The 20042-nt window shown below is 68.9% G+C and carries 26 protein-coding genes; 18 read left to right on the top strand and 8 right to left on the bottom strand.

The window, feature by feature from the left end; genetic code table 11:
* Positions 1-150 precede the first annotated feature (150 nt).
* The 4 genes from AB0M88_RS42040 to AB0M88_RS42055 all read left to right on the top strand — a co-directional run bounded on the left by AB0M88_RS42040 (position 151) and on the right by AB0M88_RS42055 (position 2612).
* Positions 151-618, top strand: coding sequence for a hypothetical protein (locus tag AB0M88_RS42040; protein ID WP_364111827.1), 468 nt, complete (start codon positions 151-153; stop codon positions 616-618).
* Positions 619-737: 119 nt separating this feature from the next.
* Positions 738-968, top strand: coding sequence for a hypothetical protein (locus tag AB0M88_RS42045; protein WP_364111829.1), 231 nt, complete (start codon positions 738-740; stop codon positions 966-968).
* Between the two features lie 970 nt (positions 969-1938).
* The gene (locus tag AB0M88_RS42050) at positions 1939-2223 is read left to right on the top strand and encodes a type II toxin-antitoxin system prevent-host-death family antitoxin (protein ID WP_364111831.1); all 285 of its coding nucleotides are present in this window, start codon (positions 1939-1941) and stop codon (positions 2221-2223) included.
* Entirely contained in the window at positions 2220-2612 is a 393-nt protein-coding gene (locus AB0M88_RS42055) for a type II toxin-antitoxin system VapC family toxin (protein ID WP_364111833.1), read from the top strand. Before AB0M88_RS42050 ends, AB0M88_RS42055 begins: the two co-directional genes overlap by 4 nt.
* A gap of 415 nt (positions 2613-3027) precedes the next feature.
* Here AB0M88_RS42055 and AB0M88_RS42060 read toward each other — a convergent pair whose 3' ends face one another.
* The gene (locus AB0M88_RS42060; protein ID WP_364111835.1) at positions 3028-3198 is read right to left on the bottom strand and encodes a hypothetical protein; all 171 of its coding nucleotides are present in this window, start codon (positions 3196-3198) and stop codon (positions 3028-3030) included.
* Here AB0M88_RS42060 and AB0M88_RS42065 point away from each other — a divergent pair.
* From AB0M88_RS42065 to AB0M88_RS42090, 6 genes are all read left to right on the top strand, one after another.
* Positions 3188-3367, top strand: a complete 180-nt coding sequence (locus AB0M88_RS42065) for a hypothetical protein (protein WP_364111837.1) — start codon at positions 3188-3190, stop codon at positions 3365-3367. The genes AB0M88_RS42060 and AB0M88_RS42065 overlap by 11 nt on opposite strands.
* Before the next feature lie 142 nt (positions 3368-3509).
* Positions 3510-3674 carry a hypothetical protein gene (locus AB0M88_RS42070; RefSeq protein WP_364111839.1) on the top strand — a complete coding sequence of 55 codons (165 nt, stop codon included), beginning with the start codon at positions 3510-3512 and terminating at the stop codon, positions 3672-3674.
* 9 nt (positions 3675-3683) lie between these two features.
* A complete protein-coding gene (locus AB0M88_RS42075) occupies positions 3684-4241 on the top strand; it encodes a DUF6883 domain-containing protein (protein ID WP_364111841.1) in 558 nt (185 codons plus the stop codon).
* Positions 4238-4432, top strand: coding sequence for a DUF4926 domain-containing protein (locus AB0M88_RS42080; RefSeq protein WP_364111843.1), 195 nt, complete (start codon positions 4238-4240; stop codon positions 4430-4432). The genes AB0M88_RS42075 and AB0M88_RS42080 overlap by 4 nt, the downstream gene beginning before the upstream one ends.
* A gap of 314 nt (positions 4433-4746) precedes the next feature.
* Positions 4747-4965 (top strand): hypothetical protein, encoded by a 219-nt coding sequence (locus AB0M88_RS42085; protein ID WP_364111845.1) that lies wholly within the window; start codon positions 4747-4749, stop codon positions 4963-4965.
* Between the two features lie 192 nt (positions 4966-5157).
* Positions 5158-5757, top strand: a complete 600-nt coding sequence (locus tag AB0M88_RS42090; protein WP_364111847.1) for an Ltp family lipoprotein — start codon at positions 5158-5160, stop codon at positions 5755-5757.
* 152 nt (positions 5758-5909) lie between these two features.
* On the opposite strand, the gene AB0M88_RS42095 is transcribed toward AB0M88_RS42090, so the two are convergent.
* Together AB0M88_RS42095 and AB0M88_RS42100 are read right to left on the bottom strand one after the other, a co-directional pair.
* The gene (locus AB0M88_RS42095) at positions 5910-6656 is read right to left on the bottom strand and encodes a hypothetical protein (RefSeq protein ID WP_364111849.1); all 747 of its coding nucleotides are present in this window, start codon (positions 6654-6656) and stop codon (positions 5910-5912) included.
* A gap of 466 nt (positions 6657-7122) precedes the next feature.
* On the bottom strand, positions 7123-7833 hold the full coding sequence (locus AB0M88_RS42100; protein ID WP_364111851.1) for an SDR family oxidoreductase: 711 nt from the start codon (positions 7831-7833) through the stop codon (positions 7123-7125).
* 58 nt (positions 7834-7891) lie between these two features.
* Between AB0M88_RS42100 and AB0M88_RS42105 the strand changes: the two genes are divergently transcribed.
* Positions 7892-8254 (top strand): MerR family transcriptional regulator, encoded by a 363-nt coding sequence (locus tag AB0M88_RS42105; protein ID WP_364111853.1) that lies wholly within the window; start codon positions 7892-7894, stop codon positions 8252-8254.
* Between the two features lie 90 nt (positions 8255-8344).
* Here AB0M88_RS42105 and AB0M88_RS42110 read toward each other — a convergent pair whose 3' ends face one another.
* The 3 genes from AB0M88_RS42110 to AB0M88_RS42120 form a co-directional block, all read right to left on the bottom strand.
* Positions 8345-9406, bottom strand: coding sequence for an FAD-dependent oxidoreductase (locus tag AB0M88_RS42110; RefSeq protein ID WP_364111855.1), 1062 nt, complete (start codon positions 9404-9406; stop codon positions 8345-8347).
* Positions 9407-9574: 168 nt separating this feature from the next.
* A complete protein-coding gene (locus AB0M88_RS42115; protein ID WP_364111857.1) occupies positions 9575-9739 on the bottom strand; it encodes a hypothetical protein in 165 nt (54 codons plus the stop codon).
* 537 nt (positions 9740-10276) lie between these two features.
* Positions 10277-10774, bottom strand: coding sequence for an SMI1/KNR4 family protein (locus tag AB0M88_RS42120; RefSeq protein WP_364111887.1), 498 nt, complete (start codon positions 10772-10774; stop codon positions 10277-10279).
* Positions 10775-10923: 149 nt separating this feature from the next.
* On the opposite strand from AB0M88_RS42120, the gene AB0M88_RS42125 reads away from it, so the two are divergent.
* Both AB0M88_RS42125 and AB0M88_RS42130 read left to right on the top strand, forming a co-directional pair.
* Entirely contained in the window at positions 10924-12102 is a 1179-nt protein-coding gene (locus AB0M88_RS42125; protein ID WP_364111859.1) for an FIST N-terminal domain-containing protein, read from the top strand.
* 50 nt (positions 12103-12152) lie between these two features.
* Complete coding sequence (locus AB0M88_RS42130) at positions 12153-13649, top strand: sensor domain-containing diguanylate cyclase (protein WP_364111861.1); 1497 nt, start codon at positions 12153-12155, stop codon at positions 13647-13649.
* On the opposite strand, the gene AB0M88_RS42135 is transcribed toward AB0M88_RS42130, so the two are convergent.
* Positions 13609-14334 carry a chitosanase gene (locus AB0M88_RS42135; protein ID WP_364111863.1) on the bottom strand — a complete coding sequence of 242 codons (726 nt, stop codon included), beginning with the start codon at positions 14332-14334 and terminating at the stop codon, positions 13609-13611. The genes AB0M88_RS42130 and AB0M88_RS42135 overlap by 41 nt on opposite strands.
* A 208-nt stretch (positions 14335-14542) precedes the next feature.
* Between AB0M88_RS42135 and AB0M88_RS42140 the strand changes: the two genes are divergently transcribed.
* The gene (locus tag AB0M88_RS42140; protein ID WP_364111865.1) at positions 14543-14929 is read left to right on the top strand and encodes a hypothetical protein; all 387 of its coding nucleotides are present in this window, start codon (positions 14543-14545) and stop codon (positions 14927-14929) included.
* Positions 14926-17097, top strand: coding sequence for a bifunctional polysaccharide deacetylase/glycosyltransferase family 2 protein (locus AB0M88_RS42145; protein WP_364111867.1), 2172 nt, complete (start codon positions 14926-14928; stop codon positions 17095-17097). The genes AB0M88_RS42140 and AB0M88_RS42145 overlap by 4 nt, the downstream gene beginning before the upstream one ends.
* 10 nt (positions 17098-17107) lie before the next feature.
* Here the strand turns inward: AB0M88_RS42145 and AB0M88_RS42150 are convergent, their stop codons facing one another.
* Positions 17108-18310: an FAD-dependent monooxygenase gene (locus AB0M88_RS42150; RefSeq protein WP_364111869.1), complete on the bottom strand. Its 1203-nt coding sequence runs from the start codon at positions 18308-18310 to the stop codon at positions 17108-17110.
* Between the two features lie 201 nt (positions 18311-18511).
* Between AB0M88_RS42150 and AB0M88_RS42155 the strand changes: the two genes are divergently transcribed.
* The 3 genes from AB0M88_RS42155 to AB0M88_RS42165 all read left to right on the top strand — a co-directional run bounded on the left by AB0M88_RS42155 (position 18512) and on the right by AB0M88_RS42165 (position 20026).
* Positions 18512-19135: a VTT domain-containing protein gene (locus AB0M88_RS42155; RefSeq protein ID WP_364111871.1), complete on the top strand. Its 624-nt coding sequence runs from the start codon at positions 18512-18514 to the stop codon at positions 19133-19135.
* Positions 19136-19539: 404 nt separating this feature from the next.
* Positions 19540-19896 carry a hypothetical protein gene (locus AB0M88_RS42160; RefSeq protein ID WP_364111873.1) on the top strand — a complete coding sequence of 119 codons (357 nt, stop codon included), beginning with the start codon at positions 19540-19542 and terminating at the stop codon, positions 19894-19896.
* A 25-nt stretch (positions 19897-19921) separates the two neighbouring features.
* The gene (locus tag AB0M88_RS42165; RefSeq protein ID WP_364111875.1) at positions 19922-20026 is read left to right on the top strand and encodes a CGNR zinc finger domain-containing protein; all 105 of its coding nucleotides are present in this window, start codon (positions 19922-19924) and stop codon (positions 20024-20026) included.
* Positions 20027-20042: the final 16 nt, after the last annotated feature.

Below are 20042 nucleotides of genomic sequence, written 5' to 3' on the forward strand. Positions count from 1 at the left end.
CAACCACCACAACCACCAGATAGAACTACACCCCGAGGGCCACCACCTGGGGAATTACCTGAGCCAGACCCCGGAGAATTCCGTGAGCGCTGACAGACACGCTCAAGTCGTCAACGCGACGGCGATGGACCCACAACGCGGCCACACGCCGTGGCGAGTGTCGCAGAGGCCGAGGAGGCGATCGGGGCAGTCATCCGAGCAGGACGAGCAAGCGCTGGCTCGGCTGCCGGGTCGGTCGGCCATGCCGGTGACGCCGTTCACGGCGGTCATTCCGGCCGGCCACGAAACGCAGCCGACTACGAGCGCCAGGATCAATGGGCTAACGACGCCTACGACCACATCCGGCAAAATGCAGACGCCGACGTCATCGCGAGCCATCTGCCGGATGTCAGGCGGCTCGACGGCTCAACAGGGTTCTCGGCCGAGGAGATCGGCCGGATCCGCGATCACATCTTCTTCGAGGAACACCCTCTCACCGACTACGACGGCGGGGTGGTACACCGCCGCTACGACGCCAGCCCCGACATGGCCGAGGCCTGGCTGCGGCTACGCTCCGGACACGCCAGGCCAGAAGACGTCGCCTTGCTGGAACACGAGTCCGCGGAAGTTCGCTATTAGGACACCCCTTCTGGCGCCGTGTACGAACAGGCCCACGCCGCCGCGAACGAGGTTTCCAACTGGCAGAATCAGGTCCCTGCCCCGACGTACGAGGATTACTCGAAACCCTGGAGGCAACCATGGGCATGATGGTCGTCGGGCGGAAGGTCGCCGAGACCGCGGACGAGGTCCGGTACGAATTCGGGCTGGATCGCCAGTTCGACCGGACACTCAGAATCGACAAGCACACATGGCAGATCGCCGCCGAAGACGGCCTTTTCGACCCCGCAGCCGGCGCGGTGGCAGCGAAGATCAAACGGGCATGGCAGGAGGAAGGCGAGTTTCCACCCGGCGTTGTCTTCGCCAGCTGAAGGTCTCATATCGCGTCCCGCGCACGCCTTCGTTGGGTCATGCGGATCGGCAGACCGGAAACGAAGGCCGAGCGGTTCGCATGGTGCGACGTTCGGCCCACTCGTACTTACCTGGGGGCGAGCCCCAAACCCCAAGTTACGGTGGGCGGGTCGGCTGCGGGCCGTCACGGGTTGCGCTTCTCGCTGACGCGAGGATTTCACCGCCATCGCCTCGCATTTGGTCGGTGGCGCCGGCGAGCACGCAGGCCAGTTGACTCGGATCCGATGCGCGCGGCGAGCTAGGCTGCGGCCGGATCGAATTCGATGCCATCGGCACCCTTGTCCTGCCTGATCGTGAGAGCGCCAAACTCGCACGCAGCTGCCTTAATCGGGATCGTTCTCAAATGCCACCGGGCGGTGGTCGCGTGTCGCGGTCTTGGCGTCGAAGGCGCTTGCGAGGGCGTCGATTTCGGCGGCCTATCGGCTTAGCGGCGTTGGTGTCGGCCGCAGGGCGATGGTTGCGGTTGGCTCTACCAACGCGAAAGCGAGGGGCCGGAGGGATGTCAATGCAGTCACCACACTCGGTCTGGACGGCTGCGTACCTCCATGGCGGTAATGGTTGACAAAGAGCCACTTGCGGGGCACCTGCACCAGGTCCTCGACATCGCCGCACCGGGCCGACGCCTCTACGGCGCTGAGGCTGGCAGCACTGCCGAGACATCGTGGTCTCGTGGACTTCAGTCCACCTTGCTCAGGAGAGCGTATTCGGGTGTTTCGCTGGCGGGCCGTCTCTGGTCGTGCTTCGTGCGTTCGCGGATCGGCGGGTCTTGCCGTCATGGTCGTCACCCCGCGCCCCCGCCGCGGTTGTCGAGCGCCTATAGGCACTGAGCATGGCACGCGCCTCTCTGGAAACGACGGCCAGCCGGTCGGCCCCTCATCGTTTTTGTAGGTACAATTTCCTGGGCGTAGGTACTTCGTTGAGGGGCAACCGATGAGTTCTGTCTCCGTCCGAGAGTTCTCCTATAACCCGAGCGCCATGTTCAACCGCGTCGAGCAAGGCGAGACGATCGAGGTCACGCGCCACGGCAAGGTCATCGCCGTGCTGCTTCCTGGCGCGAGCGGGTTGGGCCGCTACTCCCCACTGGTGGCCAAAGGCCTGATCAGGCTCAAGGCCACCACCACGGCCGACCTCGACCGGTTGCCGTCGTACGACGTTCCGGCCGGCGCTTCGCCGTTGGATCTGCTTCTGGAGTCCCGGGCCGAGGACGATCGTTGATCTATCTGGATGCCTCGGCGCTCGTCACGCTTCTCGCGCGGCGCACCTACGCCAAGGAACTGCGAGATTTTTTGACCAGTCGTCCCGTGATGCCGATGGCTACCAGCACCCTTGGTTTCGTCGAGACCGTTCGCACCATGGACCGTATCGGCGACTACCCCGACCTCATGCGCGACCTCGTCAGCGGCTTCACGGAAATTCTGCTGACCGAGGAGGTCCGCGACGCTGCGGCCCACCTGCCGGGCGCCCTCCGGACGCTCGACGCCATCCACGTGGCCAGCGCCCAGGTTCTCGGCGATGCGCTGGACATGCTGGTCACCTACGACAGACGGATGCTCGACGTGGCCCGGGCCGAGGGATTGCCGGTCGAAGCCCCAGGCCTTCTCTGACCGGTTCACCGGAGTCCGGTTTATAGCGCCGGACCGGGGATTATCGCGGTCCGGTTCGCATGGTGCAACGCTCGACCCACTCCACTTACCTGGGGGCGACCCCCAGACCCCACGGTGCGGTGGTGGCGCTGGGCAGGTCGGTCGCGGGCCGTCCTGGGTTGCGCTTCTCGGTACGCGGGATGTAAGCCTCCGTAGTTTGCTTAGGCGACCGCCTCGTCTCGCACGCGTCCCGCCGCTTCCGCCGAGGGTGCGCGTCGTCGTGGCCTGTCCTTGGCAATGCCGCCTACCGTGGTCATTCGGCAGTCCCGGACCGGACAGCCGGAGGCTTGGTGGCACCCAGTACGGTCGATCCATGGCGATCGATGACCTGCCGTTGCCGGTGGTGAATCTGCTCAACGTCATCGGTGTGCCCTGGTCATACATCGACGAGGACGCCGTCTTGCAGTTCGCGACGTTCGTTCGCGATTTCGGTCAAGCCGTGCAGACGACCCACGACGACGCGACCCGCACCGTGGCCGGGATCGCCGCTGCATCGGGGCTCGGCCACCGACACAATGGTGTCGGGCTGGGGCAAGATGTCGGCCACCCACGTCGACGAGATCGTCAACGGTTGCCGCGTGCTGGCCAGCGCCCTCGACGTCGCTGCCGGGTACGTCGCCACGCAGAAAGCCGAGGCTGTTGCCGTTCTGGTCGGGCTGGCCGCGTCGTTCATCGCCGACCAAGCGGCCGCCATTGCCACCGCGGGCATCGCCTAGGCGGCCCTGCCTGTGATCATCGCGGGCGCCGAACGTGTGGTGAAGTCGCTGATCATGGATCTCGAGCAGCACATTATCGGCGAGGTCATCGAGGCGGCGGCGAAACCGCTGTTCGCCAAAGTGGAGGACGCCATGGTGGGACTTGACTGGTCCCGCTCAGGCGCCGCTGCAGCCGACCCGCCTGACGAGATCTTCCTCGACCCCGGGCGCCCTCGCCCAGCACGTCAGCGCGCTGCGAACTCACGCGGCGACGATGCGGGCGCACGGCGCCACGTTCGCCGGCCGAGTCTCCGGCCTCGGGTTCTGATGGGTGAGGGTGAGCTCAGCGCCGCATTCCGGGCACTCGCCCGTGATGCGGCGGAGGCGATGGAACGAGCGGCCGACAGAATGGCTGCCACGTCCGAATCGACTGCGGCCAAAGCCGAAGCCGGGGGGCAAGGACCTCGCGGAGACCGACGCGGCCGCTGGGCGAAGATTCGACGATATTAGGAGCAGCCGTTCCGCTGAGGAGGGCACCGAGGGTGTTTCTGAGACTCTGCCCGAATTCACCGACGTTGAGATCGACTCGACAAAGATCACGGGATATGCGATGAACCCGGACCACCCGGTGGGGCGTAACAAATATCGTGTCATCCACAGCGCTACCGGATTGGACGCGGGCAACGCGGCCGGGATCGAACAGCAGATCCGGGAGGGGGCACGCGCCGGCGCACCGATCAAGGGCACCGCTGATCAGTATGGTCAGCGGTGGGCCGTCGACGTGCCGCTGGCAGGTTCGGGGGGAAGCATCAAGGTGCGCACCGCTTGGATCCTGGACGTGGGATCGACCACTCCGCGATTGGTGACCATCTCGTTCCCGAAGGAGGGGAAGTGAAGTTATATGACGTAGTTCGGTTGATGGTCGACCTGCCTGATGAGGGTCTTTCGGCCGGTGCGGTGGGCGCGGTAGTGCACGTCTTCGAGAAGCCGAACCTGGCCTATGAAGTTGAATTTGCCGATGAGGACGGCCAGACGATTGCTCAGTTGCCGCTCACCCCCGCTCAGATCCAGAAGGTTGACGCCTGACCGGGTACATCACTCGGCCACCAGCCTTCTCATGTTTGCGTTGACCCGTGAGCCGACCAAACGCCCCGGGAAGGGCGCGCCGGACAAAGGACCGAGCGGTTCACATGGTGCAACGTTCGGCCCACCCATAGTTTTGATCTGGGCAAACGTAAGACTGTTGTTGGCAGTGCGCGAACCGCGTCCATCAATGGGCGGCTCACCGCACCGATTCCGTCGGTCGCCATGCGCTCGTCCCCGCCTGCGACGTCATCGCGGAGCTGCCGCAGCTCGCCGACGCGGTCGCGCGGGAAGCGATCGACGTACGGACCCGGGCCGTGCTGCTCGCGGAGGCCGCCCAGGGGTGGACCGCCGACATCGACGAGGTCCGGGTCGACGAGGTGTTACCGCCAGCCACTGGGCGCCAAGGGAGCGGGGCGATGAGCGGACGGTTGCCGGCGGTCGCCGATCGACTGTGGATGATGCCTGAAGCCCTGATAGGCCTGACCGGCGAGAGCGTGGAAGTGGCCGAATGGCTCACCCGTACCGACTGTTGATTCGCTTAAATCTTGAAGCGGCGATGACTGCGGACGGTGGTCCGTCATCACGCGAGATGCGTTTCCGTCGGAGGGATGATGATGTCTTACCCGGGCCCGTCCTCGAACGAGCAGCCATTCGATCCCAACCGCCCCGTCCCGCAGCCGCCGCCCGGTTGGTCACCGCCGCCAGCCGGGTACCAACCGGCCGGGGTGCCCGGTCAGCCGGTGCCGCCCGGATACGCGGGTTTCCCGCCGCCGGTCGCGCCGCCGAAGAAGAACACCGGAAAAATCGTGCTCGCGGTCGTCGGCGGGCTGGTCGGACTCTGTTGTATCGGTGCGGTGGCGACCCTGGGCCACGACGACGCCACGAAGAACACCGCCGCCGCGGCGACGGCGGCGACGACGACTGCGGCCACGAAGCAACCGACCACCGAGCCCGCAGCCGGCGTCGCCACCAAGGCAGCTACGGAGACGACCACCAAGGCCGCTGTGCAGGCGACCACCAAGGCCGCCAAGAAGCTGACCGTCTCCCAGGAGAACGCCGTGGAGAAGGCAGCCGACTACCTGGACTACACCGCCTTCTCCCGCTCTGGGTTGATCAAGCAACTGAAGTACGAAGGCTTCTCCACCAAGGACGCCACCGTCGGCGTGGATGCGCAGAAGGCCGACTGGAAGGAACAGGCCGCCAAGAAGGCCAAGGAATACTTGGACTACAGCTCGTTCTCCCGTTCCGGGCTGATCAAGCAGCTCGAGTACGAAGGATTTACCGCCGCGCAGGCCAGCTACGGTGTCTCGAAAGTCGGTCTATAGCCCGCACGTCGGGTCAATGGAAATGGTGTAACGCCGATCTTTGGGCGCTCGTTCCGTTCTCAAACGGCTGCGGGCAGGGCTCGACAGACTGCAGCCGATTCTTCGATCAATCAGCGCGATCGTCCGGCCCGGGTGGCGGCTCGCGACGAACGTCAGGGCGTCTCTGCCGTGGTGTCGGCCTGCGACGAGGCGCCAGGGTCGTCGCGGAAAGCCAGCCCGGCCGCGGCCATCGCCGTGCGCAATTGGCGAAGGGCGTAGGGGCCGACTCCGTGCAGCGCCCGAACCTCGCCCTCACTGAGGCTGGCCACTTGTTCGAGCCGGACCACGCCGTACGCGGTAAGCGCCCGGGTCGCGGAAGCGCCGAGGTGTGGCAGCGGCATGCCCGGCTCCGGTACCGATCGATCCGGGGCCGACCGGGGATGGCCCTCGTGATCCAGCACGGCGGCACCGCGCGCCGAGAGCCGGTACCCGATGTCGAGTGATTCGGTCAGGCCGCGCTCCTTCAGCTTGCGTACGTTCTGTTTGAACGACGCGGTGTCTCGACCCATCCGTTGTGCGAGGTCGGGTGCCCGGGTGGCCGGCAGTTCGTCGATCAGCAGGAGCGTTGCCCGGGTCCACGGCCCCGTCGGCGAGACGCGGTCGAGCCGGTCGAGCCACGCGACGATCCCGTCGATCTCCGCAGCGTCGGGTACCGCCTCCCGCAGCGCACGCCGCGGATCGACGCCGGCGTACCGTAGCCCGATCCGATACACCGGCCGCTCGGGGTGCACGCGGTCCAATCCGCGGCGGAGCGCGGCCAGCGACGCCGCGCCGGCCCGGCGCGCGTCCGCCGCAGTCAGCGACCCGACCGGCACGCGGTCCACGGACGTGATCTCGACCAGTCCGACCGCGGTACGCATTCGGGTACCGACCTTGAGCCGAGGCCGTTCCCACCGGCGGAACGCCACATCGACATCGCCGGCTCGGATCGCCGCCAACTCTGCGGGACGAATCTGCACGCCACCCAGTTCACCACACGGCCCATGAAATTTGCCTGGGGCGACCCCCAGAGGCGACGGTGCGGTGGTGACGCTGGGCGGTCCGCTGACGGTTCGACGCCGGTTGCGGCTTTTCCCGTACGCGATCAGCCGCCGGTGATCGTCCTATGCCCGGCCGACCTGCTGCCAGAGGTGGGGCGCCAACGGCGGACGGCCGCGCCTCCGATGTTGTCGGCCACTTCATCGCGCCGGCTGGTAGCGACGTCGATTTCGACCGCAGTTCCCGCGACCGGGGAACCGGCCGGCGGATGAAGGTCGCTGGTGTCGTGGGTGATTGCCGCATCGGCTGTTTCGTTTGACGACACCAGCCGGCGAGCGGTGAGTGGCGTCAGCCGAAGAGGGCGGCGGGAATGTCGGAGTAGAAGAGGGCGGGGTCGCGGGACAGGGAGGCCTTGACCTTGGCGGTCGGAGCGTCAGCGATCACTTCGAGTCTGCCTGCTTCCAGGCCGTCCAGGGCCATGGCGACCACTTCGTGGGGCGGGAGTTTGGGGATGTCGTAGGCGGCCATCATGTCGGTGTCGGCAATAGCCAGGGCCAGGGCGGTGACCTGCGTTTTCTGGTCGTCCAGCTCGAGTCTGATGCCGTTGGTGAGAGACCATTCCGCGGCTTTGGAGGCGGCGTAGCCGTTGCTGGCCGGGGCGAAGGCGTACCAGCTCAGCGCCGAGATGACGTTGAGGATGGCGCCCCCGGCGAGTCGGGGGGCGAAGGCGCGGGTGACGTTGAGGGTGCCCCAGAAGTTGGTGTCGAATTCGCGGCGGACGTTGTCCGTGGAGGGGCCGAGCAGCGGGGCGTCGGTGGAGATGCCGGCGTTGTTGATGAGGATGTCGAGCTCACCTACCTCGGCCGCCGCGGCGTCGATGGACGTCGGATCGGTGATGTCCAGCTGGAGCGGGACCACGCCGGGAATGTCGATGCGGTCGGGGCGGCGGGCGGTGGCGTAGACGGTGGTGGCGCCACGGGCGAGGAGGGCCTCGGCGAATGCCTTGCCGAGGCCGCGGTTGGCCCCGGTTACGAGGGCTTTCGTGCCGTTGATCTGCATGCCGCTACGCTAAAACCTCACGTTGACGTCAGAGGCAAGTGTTGCGAGGTGGGTCACTGTGCGGATCGGGGACCTGGCAACCCGAACGCGGGTGAGCGTGCGGGCGCTGCGGTACTACGAGGAGCAGGGGTTGCTGGCCTCGACGCGCAGTGAGAGCGGGCAGCGGCTCTATGGGAACGCGGCGATCAACCGGGTACGCCTGATTCAGCAGTTGTACAGCGCGGGACTGTCCAGCAAGACGATCGCGGAGCTCTTGCCGTGCGTGGACGCCAAGGTCAGCACGCCGGAGTCGCGGGAACGGCTGGCGGCCGAGCGAGACCGGATCAATACCCAGATCGCCGAGCTGATCATCGCCCGGGACAGGCTCAACGACATCATCGACGTGACGTCGAGGCCGAACCCGGAGTGCGACTACGTGTGAGCGTCGGTCCGCTCACGGTGTCCTGCCTGTCCTGGCGCGGCGGCCGGATCGGTCCGGCCCTCGCGGGCCGGAATGTGGTCGTGAGCCCAGTCACGAGCTCGCTCCTTCGGCGCCTGGGCCGGCGTCGGAGGGTATGGACCCGTCGATGCAGGCTGAGGCCAGCATTTCGCCCAGCAGCGGGGCGAACTTCATCAGATTCTCCCCGTACATGGCGAGTACCCGGCCATTGCGCACGAACTGCAGGCCGTCGCCGAGGTCCGGATTGTGCGTGCAATAGATCCCGCCGGCCGGGCGTGGCTCGACGAACGGCAGGTGCTCGGCGACATAGTCGGTCACCGCCTCCAGCGACGCCTGTTCCGCGGCCTGCCGGCCACCTTCCCAAGTCACCAGCGCCGCATCGATGTCGCCGCCGACCGCCCAGAGGCCCGGCCCGGCCAGGTGCTGGTAGGTCCCCAGCACGCCGTCCGCCGGCTCTGTGATCCAGCACTGCAACGGTGCCGGCCCTCCGGGGCGAACCGGGAAGCTGACCCGCAGATGGTGTTCCAGCGCCGACGGGGTGTCGATGCCGACGCCGGCGGCCAGCGCGGAGGTGCCCGCGCCCGCACAGATCACGACGGCATCGAAAGTGCTCGACTTGGCGCCGGACGTGACCCGTACCCCCGGTCCGGTCTCCTCAATGGCATCGACGTGGACCCGTAGAAGACGGTTGCCGATCGCGTCGACCAGGAACGCTCGGAGCCGGTCCACTCGGATGATGCCGCCGGCCGGGTCGATCAATGCCGGACCGGCGAAGCTACGCGCCGGCAGACGCAGCAGCGGGGATCCAGCCTCCACCATCTCGTGGGCCGCGCCGGCTGCGGCCATCGCGTTCGCCCACGTTCCGACCTCAGCGCCACTGATCACGGTGCCGACCTCGTCGATGAGTGCGGCGCCGGCCTCCTCACTCCATTTGACGAACAACGCCCGGGACTCCCCCGCCAGCGCCACCATGTCCGGGTCGGCATGCGCCAGCCGAAAGATCCGGGTATCCCCGGCCGAACGCTCACCCATCGGCTCGCCGGGTTCATAACACCGCACGTCAGCGCCTCGCCGGAGCAACGCGACGGTCGCCGACAGACCGACGACGCCTCCACCGATCACAGCGACCTTCATAGCCGCCGACGCTATCAGCGGCGGTCAGCGGGAAGGGGCGCCAACGACCGCCGGCCGTGCACCATGCGGAAAACCGGTCCGCCAATCGGCCCACCGAATCACGTTGCGCAAACCGCGATGTCGCCGAGCCGAGTTTGTCGTGCGCGCACGACAAACGGGCTGGTGACTTCAGGCGGTTGTCTCCTGCCACGGATCGATGAGCGAGATGCCGGTGTCGATGAAGTCCTTGATGTTGCGGGTGGCAAGGGTCGCAGCTTGAGAGCGGCAGATGGCGGCGATCTGGCCGTCGAATCCGCTGATCGGGTTGCCGTCTCTTTCGCGGCCGGCGACCACGTCCGCATAGGCGGTGGCAGCGGCGAGGTCAAAGGGCAGAACCTGGCGTGGGAAGGCGGCGAAGATCTCGTCGGCCGCCTGGTGCAGGCCTCAAAGCGAGGGCTGGGCGAGCCCTCAATCTTTGTAGTCGGGCTCCTTACCGTTCGGTTTCGGCGGCGGATTCTGCTCGACGTCGTAGCCGTCCCGGGCGAGGGTGTCCGCCGACTCGTTCTCCCGCCGCAGTGGCAAATCCTTCTTCTTTGTCGGGTGGCAGAGGTGCTGACCTGCTCGACCACCAGCGGACTCGCGAGGCCGAGGCTGAAAGGTGATCAGGCGAGACACCAGCACGGCGATCGCGTCCTTTGCTGGCCGGTCCGGGTGCGGTCAGCGTCGGCGGCGCTTGCCTGCCAGTCGGTGGTGTCCCACCGCACCGCCCGGTCCAGATCCGAGCCGGGGTCGTGCAGCGTGCCGGCGATGCTTACGCCTACGTGGGCGCTTTGACCGACGACACGAAGTCGGCGGAAGCGCGCGGGCCATGTCGGTTCGAACGCGATCCAGTCACGGTTTGTGATTGTGCTCGGCGCTTGCACCGGCGACCCGGCCGCAACTAACGCCTAATACCACTCGTCCCCGTCGGCCGAGAGGATTCGGCGCAGGTAGTCCGCCAGATCTTTTGGCCACGGTGCGGCGCCGGTCGGTCCCGTGCTCCCACACCACCACTCCAGCGCCCGGATCGGCCGGCACGAAGGCGAACTGGTCGCCTCCACCGTTGTCCCCGAAGAAAAGCAGCGTGTCGAACGGCCGGTAGAGCCGGGCGAACTCGGGGTTGCTCCGGAACGACGCGTTGTCATGGGCAATGCGTCCCGCTGTCCACACCGCGTCGAGTGAGAACTCACCCAACACCCCGTCGGTCTCCAGCAGCAGTTCGCGCAGGTCGGAGGGCACCCGTTGGCCAAGCCGGCACTCGATGTCGTCGATCGCCGGGCCCGGCGCCGGCGCGGCGAAACGCGCCTCCGGATAAGCCTCCGCGGCCAGTTCCATCCACAACGCGATCACCTGGTCCAAGGGGCGAAGTAGCGCCGAGCAATTCGCCGACAGTCTAAAACGTGCCGGGGAGCCCTCCGCGAGATCGTTAAGGTGTGGCCGCCTTCGGCCGATGAGCTGCTCGGACCGGAACCGATCCCCCGGCGTCATACGGAGGGCACATGACCGTGCACGAGGACAGCACCCGGTGGATGTCGGTAGGTAATTCCGTTCTCGGGGATTCCTACCAAGCCGGGCAAGAAGCCGCGGCCCAGGCCATCACCGGCGAAGATCCCAAGTTGCTGCTGGTTTTCGCGGCGATCGGGCATGATCCCGCACGGCTGGCGGCGGGGATCGAGGCGGCGGCGCCCGGCGTGCCGATGATCGGCTGTTCCACCCACGGCGAGATCCACCCGGACGGTCCCCGGGACGGCAGTGTCGTCGTCACCGCGCTGGGCGGGGCGGGTTTCTCGGTGTCCACCGCCGCGATCGCCGAGATCAGCGGTCGCCAGCGGGAGGCCGGCGCCGAGGTCGCCGAGGTCGCGAAGGCGGTGGACGAGTTCCCGCACCGGGCGCTGGTGCTGCTTACCGACGGCCTGGCACGAGATCAGGAGCTGGTCCTTCGGGGTGCCTACGGCGTACTGGGGGCCGGTGTCCCTCTTTTCGGTGGGGCGGCCGGCGACGGGTGGCGGATGACCGGAACCTTCCAGTTGCACGGCCCGCAGACCTTCAGCAACGCCGTCGTGGCCGCCTGCATCTCGTCGGTGGCGCCCATCGGCATCGGCATCAGCCACGGCTGGCGCCCGACCGGCGAGCCGATGGTGGTCACCTCGAGCAGCGAAGGCCGGGTGCACGAGCTTGACGACGAGCCCGCGCTGGACGCCTACCTGAACCGCCTTGGCGCTCCCGAGACGGTCTACCGCGACCGCTCCGAGTTGCAGCAGTTCGCGCTCAGCCGCCCCCTTGGCGTACAGCGGCGCAGCGGGATCGAGGTGCGCAACATGAGCACCGAGGTGGATGTCGACGGCCGCTCGATCGGCGGTGGCGGCGACCTGTCGCTCGGTGGCCTGACCTGGGCCATGGAAGGCGATGAGGATTCGGTGCTGAACGCGTCGGCCGAGGCCTGCCGGTCGGCGATCGACCAGCTCGGCGACCGCAGCCCGGTGGGACTGCTGACGTTCAGCTGTGCCGCCTGCCGGGCCGTGCTGGGAGACGACGGCATCGCGAAGGAGGGTGCCCGCATCGCCGAACAGGCGCACGGGGTCCCGTTCGCGGGCTTCTACACCTACGGCGAGATCGCTCGTACCAAAGGCATCAACGGCTTTCACAACCAGACCATGGTGGTCATGGCTTTGGGCTGAGCCGTCCCGCGCCGCGGCCGGGATGATCGTCGAGGAGGGAGGCACCGGTCGTGTTCGGCGAGGGACTTGCCGCTCAGCAGCTTGTCGAACTGCTGGCCGTTGTGTCATCCAGCGACGACGAGGAGAGCGCCGTCCGGGCCGCGGTGGAGCGGGCGGCCGAGACACTGGAAGCCGAGATCGGTGCCGTCGTCCTGGACGGCACCGTCGTGCAGGCGGTCGGGCTGCCGCGGGGCTCCACCGGCTACGACGCGCTCGCGGCCGTCTCACCGGGGGCGGGCCAGACACTGGACCTGTCCGCGGTCGGCTTGTGCCATGTCGGATCGGCGCATCTCGGGGCCGCCGGGGAGGGCATTCTCGTGCTCGCCCGGCGCGAGCAGGCCTTCTCGGTGGCGGAGCGCAATCTGATCCGGGGCATGGCCCGGGTTCTCGGTCTGACGCTGCGGATGCTGCGCACCCTGGACGCCGAACGCCGCCGGCAGCGGGTGATGCAGCACCTGTACACGCTGCAGCGGGCCATTTCCCGGCGGGTTCCGTTGCCCGACGTCCTGGGAATGACCGTCGCCGCCGCTCTGGACGTCCTCGCCAACGGGACCGGGCGGATCCAGCTCTGGCTGATCGATGCTCACGACACCGGCTCGGCCGTCCTGGCCTGCCAGGCCGGTGAGCTGCTGCAGCACGTCGAGGGCGAATCGCGGATCTCGATCGCCGACGATGAACTGTCGGCCGGTGCCATCCGGGCCGACCGGGTTCACGAGCTCGATGCGCGCGCCGACGGCCGGCCGGGATGGTCCATGGCGGCGCCTGTGCACGAGCACGGCCGTACGGTGGGCGTTCTCACCGTTTCCGCGGAACGCCGCCGCACCGATGCCGAGCGCGACAACCTTCTCTCCTTCGCCGAGCACATCAGCCTGGCGCTCACCGACGCCAAGACGCAACGCGAGATCAACAACGCCATGCACGACACGGTGACCGGGCTGGCCAACCGCGCGCTGTTCACCACACGCCTCCGGGAACTGCTGGTGGAGGACGGCGGCCAGGGCCAGGTCACGCTGCTGTTCATCGACCTCGACCGCTTCAAGGCCGTGAACGACACGCTCGGGCATGCCGCCGGGGATGCGCTCCTGAGTCAGGTGGGGCAGCTCATGCTGCGGACGATCAGGCACGGCGACCTGGCCGGCCGGCTGGGCGGCGACGAATTCGCGCTCGCTCTGCGCGAGACGTCCGAGCAGGACGCGGCGGTGGTCGCTGACCGGATCATCGAGGAGATCGCCCGGCCGTTCCCCGTGCCCGGCGGCCGCGCCGAGGTGGGCGCCAGCGTCGGGGTCGCTTCGAGCCGGCAGGTCGGACTCGACGAGCAGGAGCTGATCCGGCGCGCCGACATCGCCATGTACCAGGCGAAACGGGGTGGCCGCGGCCGGCACGTGGCGTACCGGAACGCCATGGACGCGAGCTCCATGGTGGTCGAGGAAGCGGAGAGCCGCTGGGTGGCCCCGGGCGGTGGACCGGTCACCGCAGCTCGTAGTCTTCGCCGTCGACTTCCAGCGTGACCGGCGCGTCCAGCCGGGCTTCGTCGCCTTCGACCAGGCCGTGCAGCGCGTCCACCCGGTCGACGGACTGGGCCCACACGTCCTGACTGTCTTCGTCGTGCGGGTTGCGCAGGTCGGCCCGCCGCACGTCGAGGAACGCCAGCAGCCAGGTCTTCTCGGCGACGCCGCCGGCCGGAGTGCCATGGGCCTGGGCGCCGGCCCGGGCGACCAGCGCCGGCAGGCCGTCCGGATCGTCCGAGGTCCCGTGCTGCACCGCGGTGTCGAAGAGGATCGCCACCCCGAGCGGCGTACGGATGCCGAGCCGGCGCGCCATCGCGATGGCCGGGTCGTACGTGAGCCGGTCGGCGACGGCGTCCTGGACGCCCCGGAATCGGGGGTCGCCGGCGGCGTGCGCCCAGTCCGCGGCGAAGCCTTCCAGACCTGACGTGCTGGCTGAGCCGCGGTCGGCGAGGTCGCGCAGCCGCGGCAGGTGCCGGGCGAGCGGACTGCCGGGCGCCCGTTCGGTGTACGCGGCCACCACATCACGCACTTCGGTGCTGCTGGTGGTGAAGCCGATCTCGCCGCAGGTGAGGCCCCGGCCGTCGCCGAGATCGCCGCACGCGTCGTAGCGGGCGCTGACGCTGCTGTACTCGAAGACGTTGACCATCTCGTGGGCGACGCGACGCTGATCCGGCGACAAGCTCACGTCGCCGGCACCGGTCGCCGGGTCCGGCCACGGCCGGTCGCCACCGGCCGAGCATCCCGAAATCACCATCGTCAACGCGACGACGACGGGGAATCCTCGCTGGTGACGGCGAATCGTCCGGGCTCCTTTGCGGATGGGGACGGTTCGTTGATACCCATCGACGTTCTGGATCATGCGGGCCCTCCGCGCATCCTCTAACTTCGATGGTGTGCGCAAGCCGCGAATCGTCGGCCGGGCTGCCGTCCCGCGCCGGGACGTCCCTCCCTCCGTCGCCGCACGCCCGGCCCGGCCCGCCGGCAAGGCGAAGGTGGGCCAGGCGATCGGCAAGGCGGTGCCGATGGAACGCTCGCACACCGAGTTGCTCCGGCCGGCCGGGGCCGACCTGCCCCAGCCGGTGTTCGTCGATTCCAGCGGGGTCCGCCGGCGCCGTCTGCGCTGGCTCGCGTACCTGCTCGGGGTGCTTCTGGTCGTGACCTTGGCCGTGGTGGCGTGGAGCCAGCTGGGCGGTACGTCCCGGCCACCGGCCGAGGGTCCGTGCCCGCCGGCGGCCAGCGCGGCGGCCAGCGCGGCGGCACCGGCCGGGTGCCGGCGATGACCGTCTACCACAGCGCCCAGCACGGCGATGCGGCCTCGGAGCCGGAGATGCCGTCCGGGCAGATCCCGGCGGTGCGCCGCCGGCGTTCGACGCTGCGGATCCTGGTGCTGGTCGCGCTGATCGCGCTGCTGGTCATCGTGCTGCTGGTGAAGGCCTACACGAGCCAGGGGCACGGCTCGGACGGGTTGAAGGAGTCGGACGCGGCCGACGACCGCGTGCCGGCCGCGGTCCGCGAGGGCGGCCCGGTGCTCGACCCGCGCGGCGGGCAGCCCCATGCCCATCGACTGCCCGCCGCCACGATCGCGCTGACCTTCGACGACGGACCGGATCCGACCTGGACGCCGAGGATCCTGGCGGTGCTCCGCAAATACGACGTCCACGCGACGTTCTTCATGATCGGCTCCCAGGTGGCCCGGCACCCCGGCCTGGCCCGTCAGGTGGCCACGGACGGCAACGAGATCGGCGCCCACACGTTCACCCATCCGGAACTGGCCGATATCGCCGGCTGGCAGCGGAACCTGGAGTTCTCCCAGACGCAGAAGGCGCTCGTCTATGCGACCGGCGAGTCGACGTCGCTACTGCGCCCGCCGTACTCGTCGGTGCCCGACGCGATCGACCAGGACGGTTGGAACACGATTCAGGACGCGTCCCGCCGGGGCTACGTCACCGTCCTCAACGACCTCGACAGCCGGGACTGGGCCCGGCCGGGGGTCGCGAACATCGTCAAGGGCGCCACCCCGGAGGGCACCGCGGGCGCGATCGTGCTGATGCACGACGCCGGCGGCGACCGGGCCGAGACGGTCGCCGCACTCGACCAGCTCATCCCCCGGTTGCAGCAACGCGGCTATCACTTCAAAACCGTCTCCGCCGCTCTCGGCGGCGAGGTTCCGGGCAACCATCCCGTACGCGCCGGCGACCGCTGGAGCGGGCGTGCGCTCGTCTGGACCGTCCAGGCCGCCGACGGCACCTGGAACGTGCTGTGGCTGACCCTGATCATCGTCGGTGCGCTGACGCTCGCGCGGACGTTCCTGATGTTCTTCGTCGCGCTCGGCCACGCTCGGCGGCGACGAAAAAGGTCGTGGGGGCCGCCGGTCACCGGCCCGGTGTCGATCGTCGTGCCCGCGTACAACGAGGCCGAAACCATCGGCGCGGCCGTCACCTCCCTCGCCACGTCGCGTTACCACCAGACCGAGGTGATCGTGGTCGACGACGCCTCGACCGACGGCACCGCCGAGATCGTCGAGGCGCTCCACCTGCCCAACGTCCGGGTGGTCCGGGTTCCCCCGGGTGGCAAGGCGAGCGCGTTGAACGCGGGCACCGCGCTCTCGCGCTTCGACCTGGTCGTCATGGTGGACGCGGACACCGTCGTCGAACCGGACTCGGTCCACCGGCTGGTGCAGCCGTTCGCCGACCCGTCGATCGGGGCGGTCGCCGGCAACGTCAAGGTCGGCAACCGGCGTACGCTCATCGGCCGGTGGCAGCACATCGAGTACGTGATCGGCTTCAACCTGGACCGCCGCATGTACGACGCGTTCGGCTGCATCCCCACGATCCCGGGCGCGCTCGGCGCCTTCCGCCGCGCGGCGCTGCGGGACGTCGGCGGCCTGAGCACCGAGACCATCGCCGAGGACACCGACCTGACGATGGCGATCCACCGGGCCGGCTGGCGGGTCGTCTTCCAGGATTCCGCCCGCGCCCGCACCGAAGCGCCCTCGACCGTGGCGCAACTGTGGTCGCAGCGCTACCGCTGGAGCTACGGCACGATGCAGGCGATGTGGAAGCACCGCCACGCGATCGTCGAACCGGGGCCGTCCGGTCGCTTCGGCCGGCGGGGACTGCCGTTCATCGTCGCCTTCACCGTGGTGCTGCCGCTTCTCGCCCCGTTCATGGACGTCGTCGCCGCGTACAGCGCCATCTTCCTCAACCGGTGGGAGACGCTCCTCGGCTGGCTGGCGATCATGCTCGTGCAGACGGTCACCGCGGTCCTCGCCTTCCGGCTGGACCGTGAGCGGCTGCGTCCGCTGTGGGCCTTGCCGCTGCAGCAGTTCGCCTACCGGCAGGTGATGTACCTCGTCCTGCTCCAGTCGACCGGGACCGCTCTCACCGGCCGGCTGCTGCATTGGCAGAAGCTGCGCCGGACCGGAGAAGTGACGATGACGACCAGCTAGCGGTCACACCTCATCCGGGCCGGCCGGCGGTGGCCATCGCGGCGTCGTGGTCGTAGAGCCAGGCGATGGCGTCGAACGACCAGCCGGTGGACCCGGCGGCCAGCTGCTCGTCGCGTTCGCGTTGTGCCGGGCCGTCGGGCAGGTGGAAGCGCCTCTTGTTATCCGCCGACATGGCCTGCAGGCGGGTCGCTCGCCGGAGACGCAGCGTCTCGTACCGGTGCAGCGCGACGGCCGGATCCGGCCCCGCCGCGGCAAGACAGGCGGCCAGCGTCGCTCCGTCCTCGATGGCCTGCGCGGCCCCCTGGGCCATGAACGGCAACATCGCGTGGCAGGAGTCGCCGAGCAGGGTCACCCGGCCCCGCGACCAATGATCCAGCGGCGCGCGGTCGAACAACGCCCAGATGAACGCCTCGTCGGCGGCCTCCAGGACCCCGCGCACCTGCGGGTGCCAGCCGTCGAACGCGGCCAGCACGTCGGCCGGGTCGCCGCGGTCGGTCCAGGACTCCCGGGTCCAGCTGTCCTGCTCAATGACCGCGACGAAGTTGACCAGCTGCCCTCCGCCGACGAAATAGTTCACGAAATGCCGTCCCGGGCCGAGCCACGCCTGCATGGTCACCTCGATCGACAGGTCACGCAGCCGGCTTTCCGGGACCAGCCCGCGATAGGCGACACAACCGGTGAACCGGGGACTCTGGGCGCCGAAAAGTCCGGCCCGCACGAGGGAGTGGATGCCGTCCGCGCCGACCAGCACGTCGGACTCGGCGCCGACGCCGTTGGCGAACTGCGCCCGCACCCCGTCGCCGGTGTCGGTGAACCCGGCCAGCCGGTGCCCGAGATGGATCCGCTCGGCCGGAATCGCCCCGGCCAGCGCGGCGATCAGGTCCGCCCGATGCATGTGGTAGTACGGGAATCCGAACCTGGCTTCGACCGGCCCGGCCAGAGGCGCGCGCTGCAGGGTGCGGCCGTCATTCCAGCGACGCTGGTGCAGCGCCAGCGGTCTCACCGCAGTCCGGGCGAGCGCCTCGGCCAGACCCAGGCGGTGCAGAACACGCGACGCGTTCGGGCTTATCTGGACCCCGGCGCCGATCTCGCCCAGCGCGGGCGCCCGCTCGTACAGGTGAACGTCGAGGCCGGCGGCCAGCAGCGACAATGTCGCGCTCAAACCGCCGATCCCGCCTCCGACAACATTGACCGAGATGCCCTGTGAGTACATCGTCGTCCCTCCCGTGCCGTCGGGCGGTCGCACGCGTCCGTCCAATGGCGACGAATCCCCGCTTGCTCTACTTCGATGTAGCACGAAACAGCTCAAGACCGATACGCCACGGGTGGTTTTGATCTCACCGGGGATGCGAGGGGCAACTCCGTCCCGGCCGGGCCTGCAAGATAGGGCGCCGAACGGACGAGAGGTCACCGGATGCTGCACTACCTGATGCCACTGATCTCGTCCCCGTGGCTCTACGTCATCATCTTTCTGCTGGTGGCGGTCGACGGCTTCGTCCCGGTCGCCATGTCCGAGGCCATCATCATCGGCCTCGCCGCCCTCTCGACGACCGGCTCACCCCACCTGGTCCCGCTGGCCGTGTCGGCCGCCGCGGGCGGCATGGCCGGCGACCGATTCTCCTACTACGTCGGAAGCAAGGCCGGCCCCCAGCTCAGGAACGGCAAGCTGGCCCGGGCGAAGGAGACGGCCGAGCGGACCCTCCTCCGGCAGGGCGCCGCCGCCATCGTGATCGCCCGCTTCATCCCGTACGGCCGCACCGCCAGCACCCTGACGGCCGGTTCGGTCCGGCTGGCGCTACGCCCGTTCTACCTGGCCAGCGCGGTGTCGAGCGTCCTGTGGGCGGCCTACTCGCTCGGCCTGGGCCGGCTGGGCGGCGCGGCCTTCGCCAACTCCCCGGTCCTGGGCGCCGCCTTGGGCATCGCCCTCGGCTTCCTGCTGGCCGGCCTCCACTCGGCGGTCAAGCGCGTACGCCTCCTGCTCCGCCCGCCCCTGGCCGCCGCCGAAGAGCCGCTCCGCATAGCCGAGGAAGTCAGCTGACGGCCCACGCCACGGCCAGCGCGGCAGGGGAGTTCGGTCGCGTACAGGTCGGGCTCTTCGAAGGGGGCGAAGGGGCCGCCTCGGGCGGGCTCGTTCAGGCGGGTGACGCGCGCCGTGCGGTCCAGCCACGCTCGCGGCGGTGGCAGGAAGTCGCCGGGGAACCGGGAGAAGCCGGACGGCACCTCCACGCGGCGGGTCAGCTGCTCGGGCGGGGATCGCGGCGTCGGTGCCGAGCGACCATCCGGCGTCCTCAGGCACGTCGGGCCAGCGGGTGGCCCGCAGGCGGGCGCGCAGGTCCTCGATCTCGGCGGTGGTCGCGTGCGGGGTGAAGGACTCAACCGTCTTCGGAGTAATCGACACCGCCAAAAGCTGTGACGGTGTCGCCGCTCTGGTGGTGTCGTGACTTGACCGTGGTCGAGCAGTTCCTCAACACCCTCGACGAAAGAACCTTCACCTGGCACGGGCGGAAACGCGTCACCCTGTCCGCCTGGCTCGAGACGCATGGCCTGGTCACCGTGGGCCAACAGTTGCACTCCTCCGACCTGGCCACCACCGTCGCCCTCCGCACCGCCCTGCGGGACGCGCTGACCGACGGCACCGACGGGGGAAGATCGCACAGACACTCGCCGGCTTCGCCTTGCGGCTGGCGCCGGGCCCGTCCGGTGGGCTGCGCATCGGGGCCACCGGCGGCGTGGCCGGCCTGGACACGATCGTCGAGACGGTGGCCGAGAGCGTGGCCGGCCGCGGCTGGAGCCGGCTGAAGTTGTGCGCCGCGGACGACTGCCGGTGGGCTTCTACGACACGTCCCGCAACGGCGGCGGCCGCTGGTGCGCGATGGAAGCCTGCGGCAACGCCGCCAGCGGTAGTGATCAGCAGAATTGCGCCATTTAACTAGGGTGATTGCCGT

It is taken from the genome of Actinoplanes sp. NPDC051411 (genome assembly GCF_040682075.1).
Lineage (GTDB): Bacteria > Actinomycetota > Actinomycetes > Mycobacteriales > Micromonosporaceae > Actinoplanes.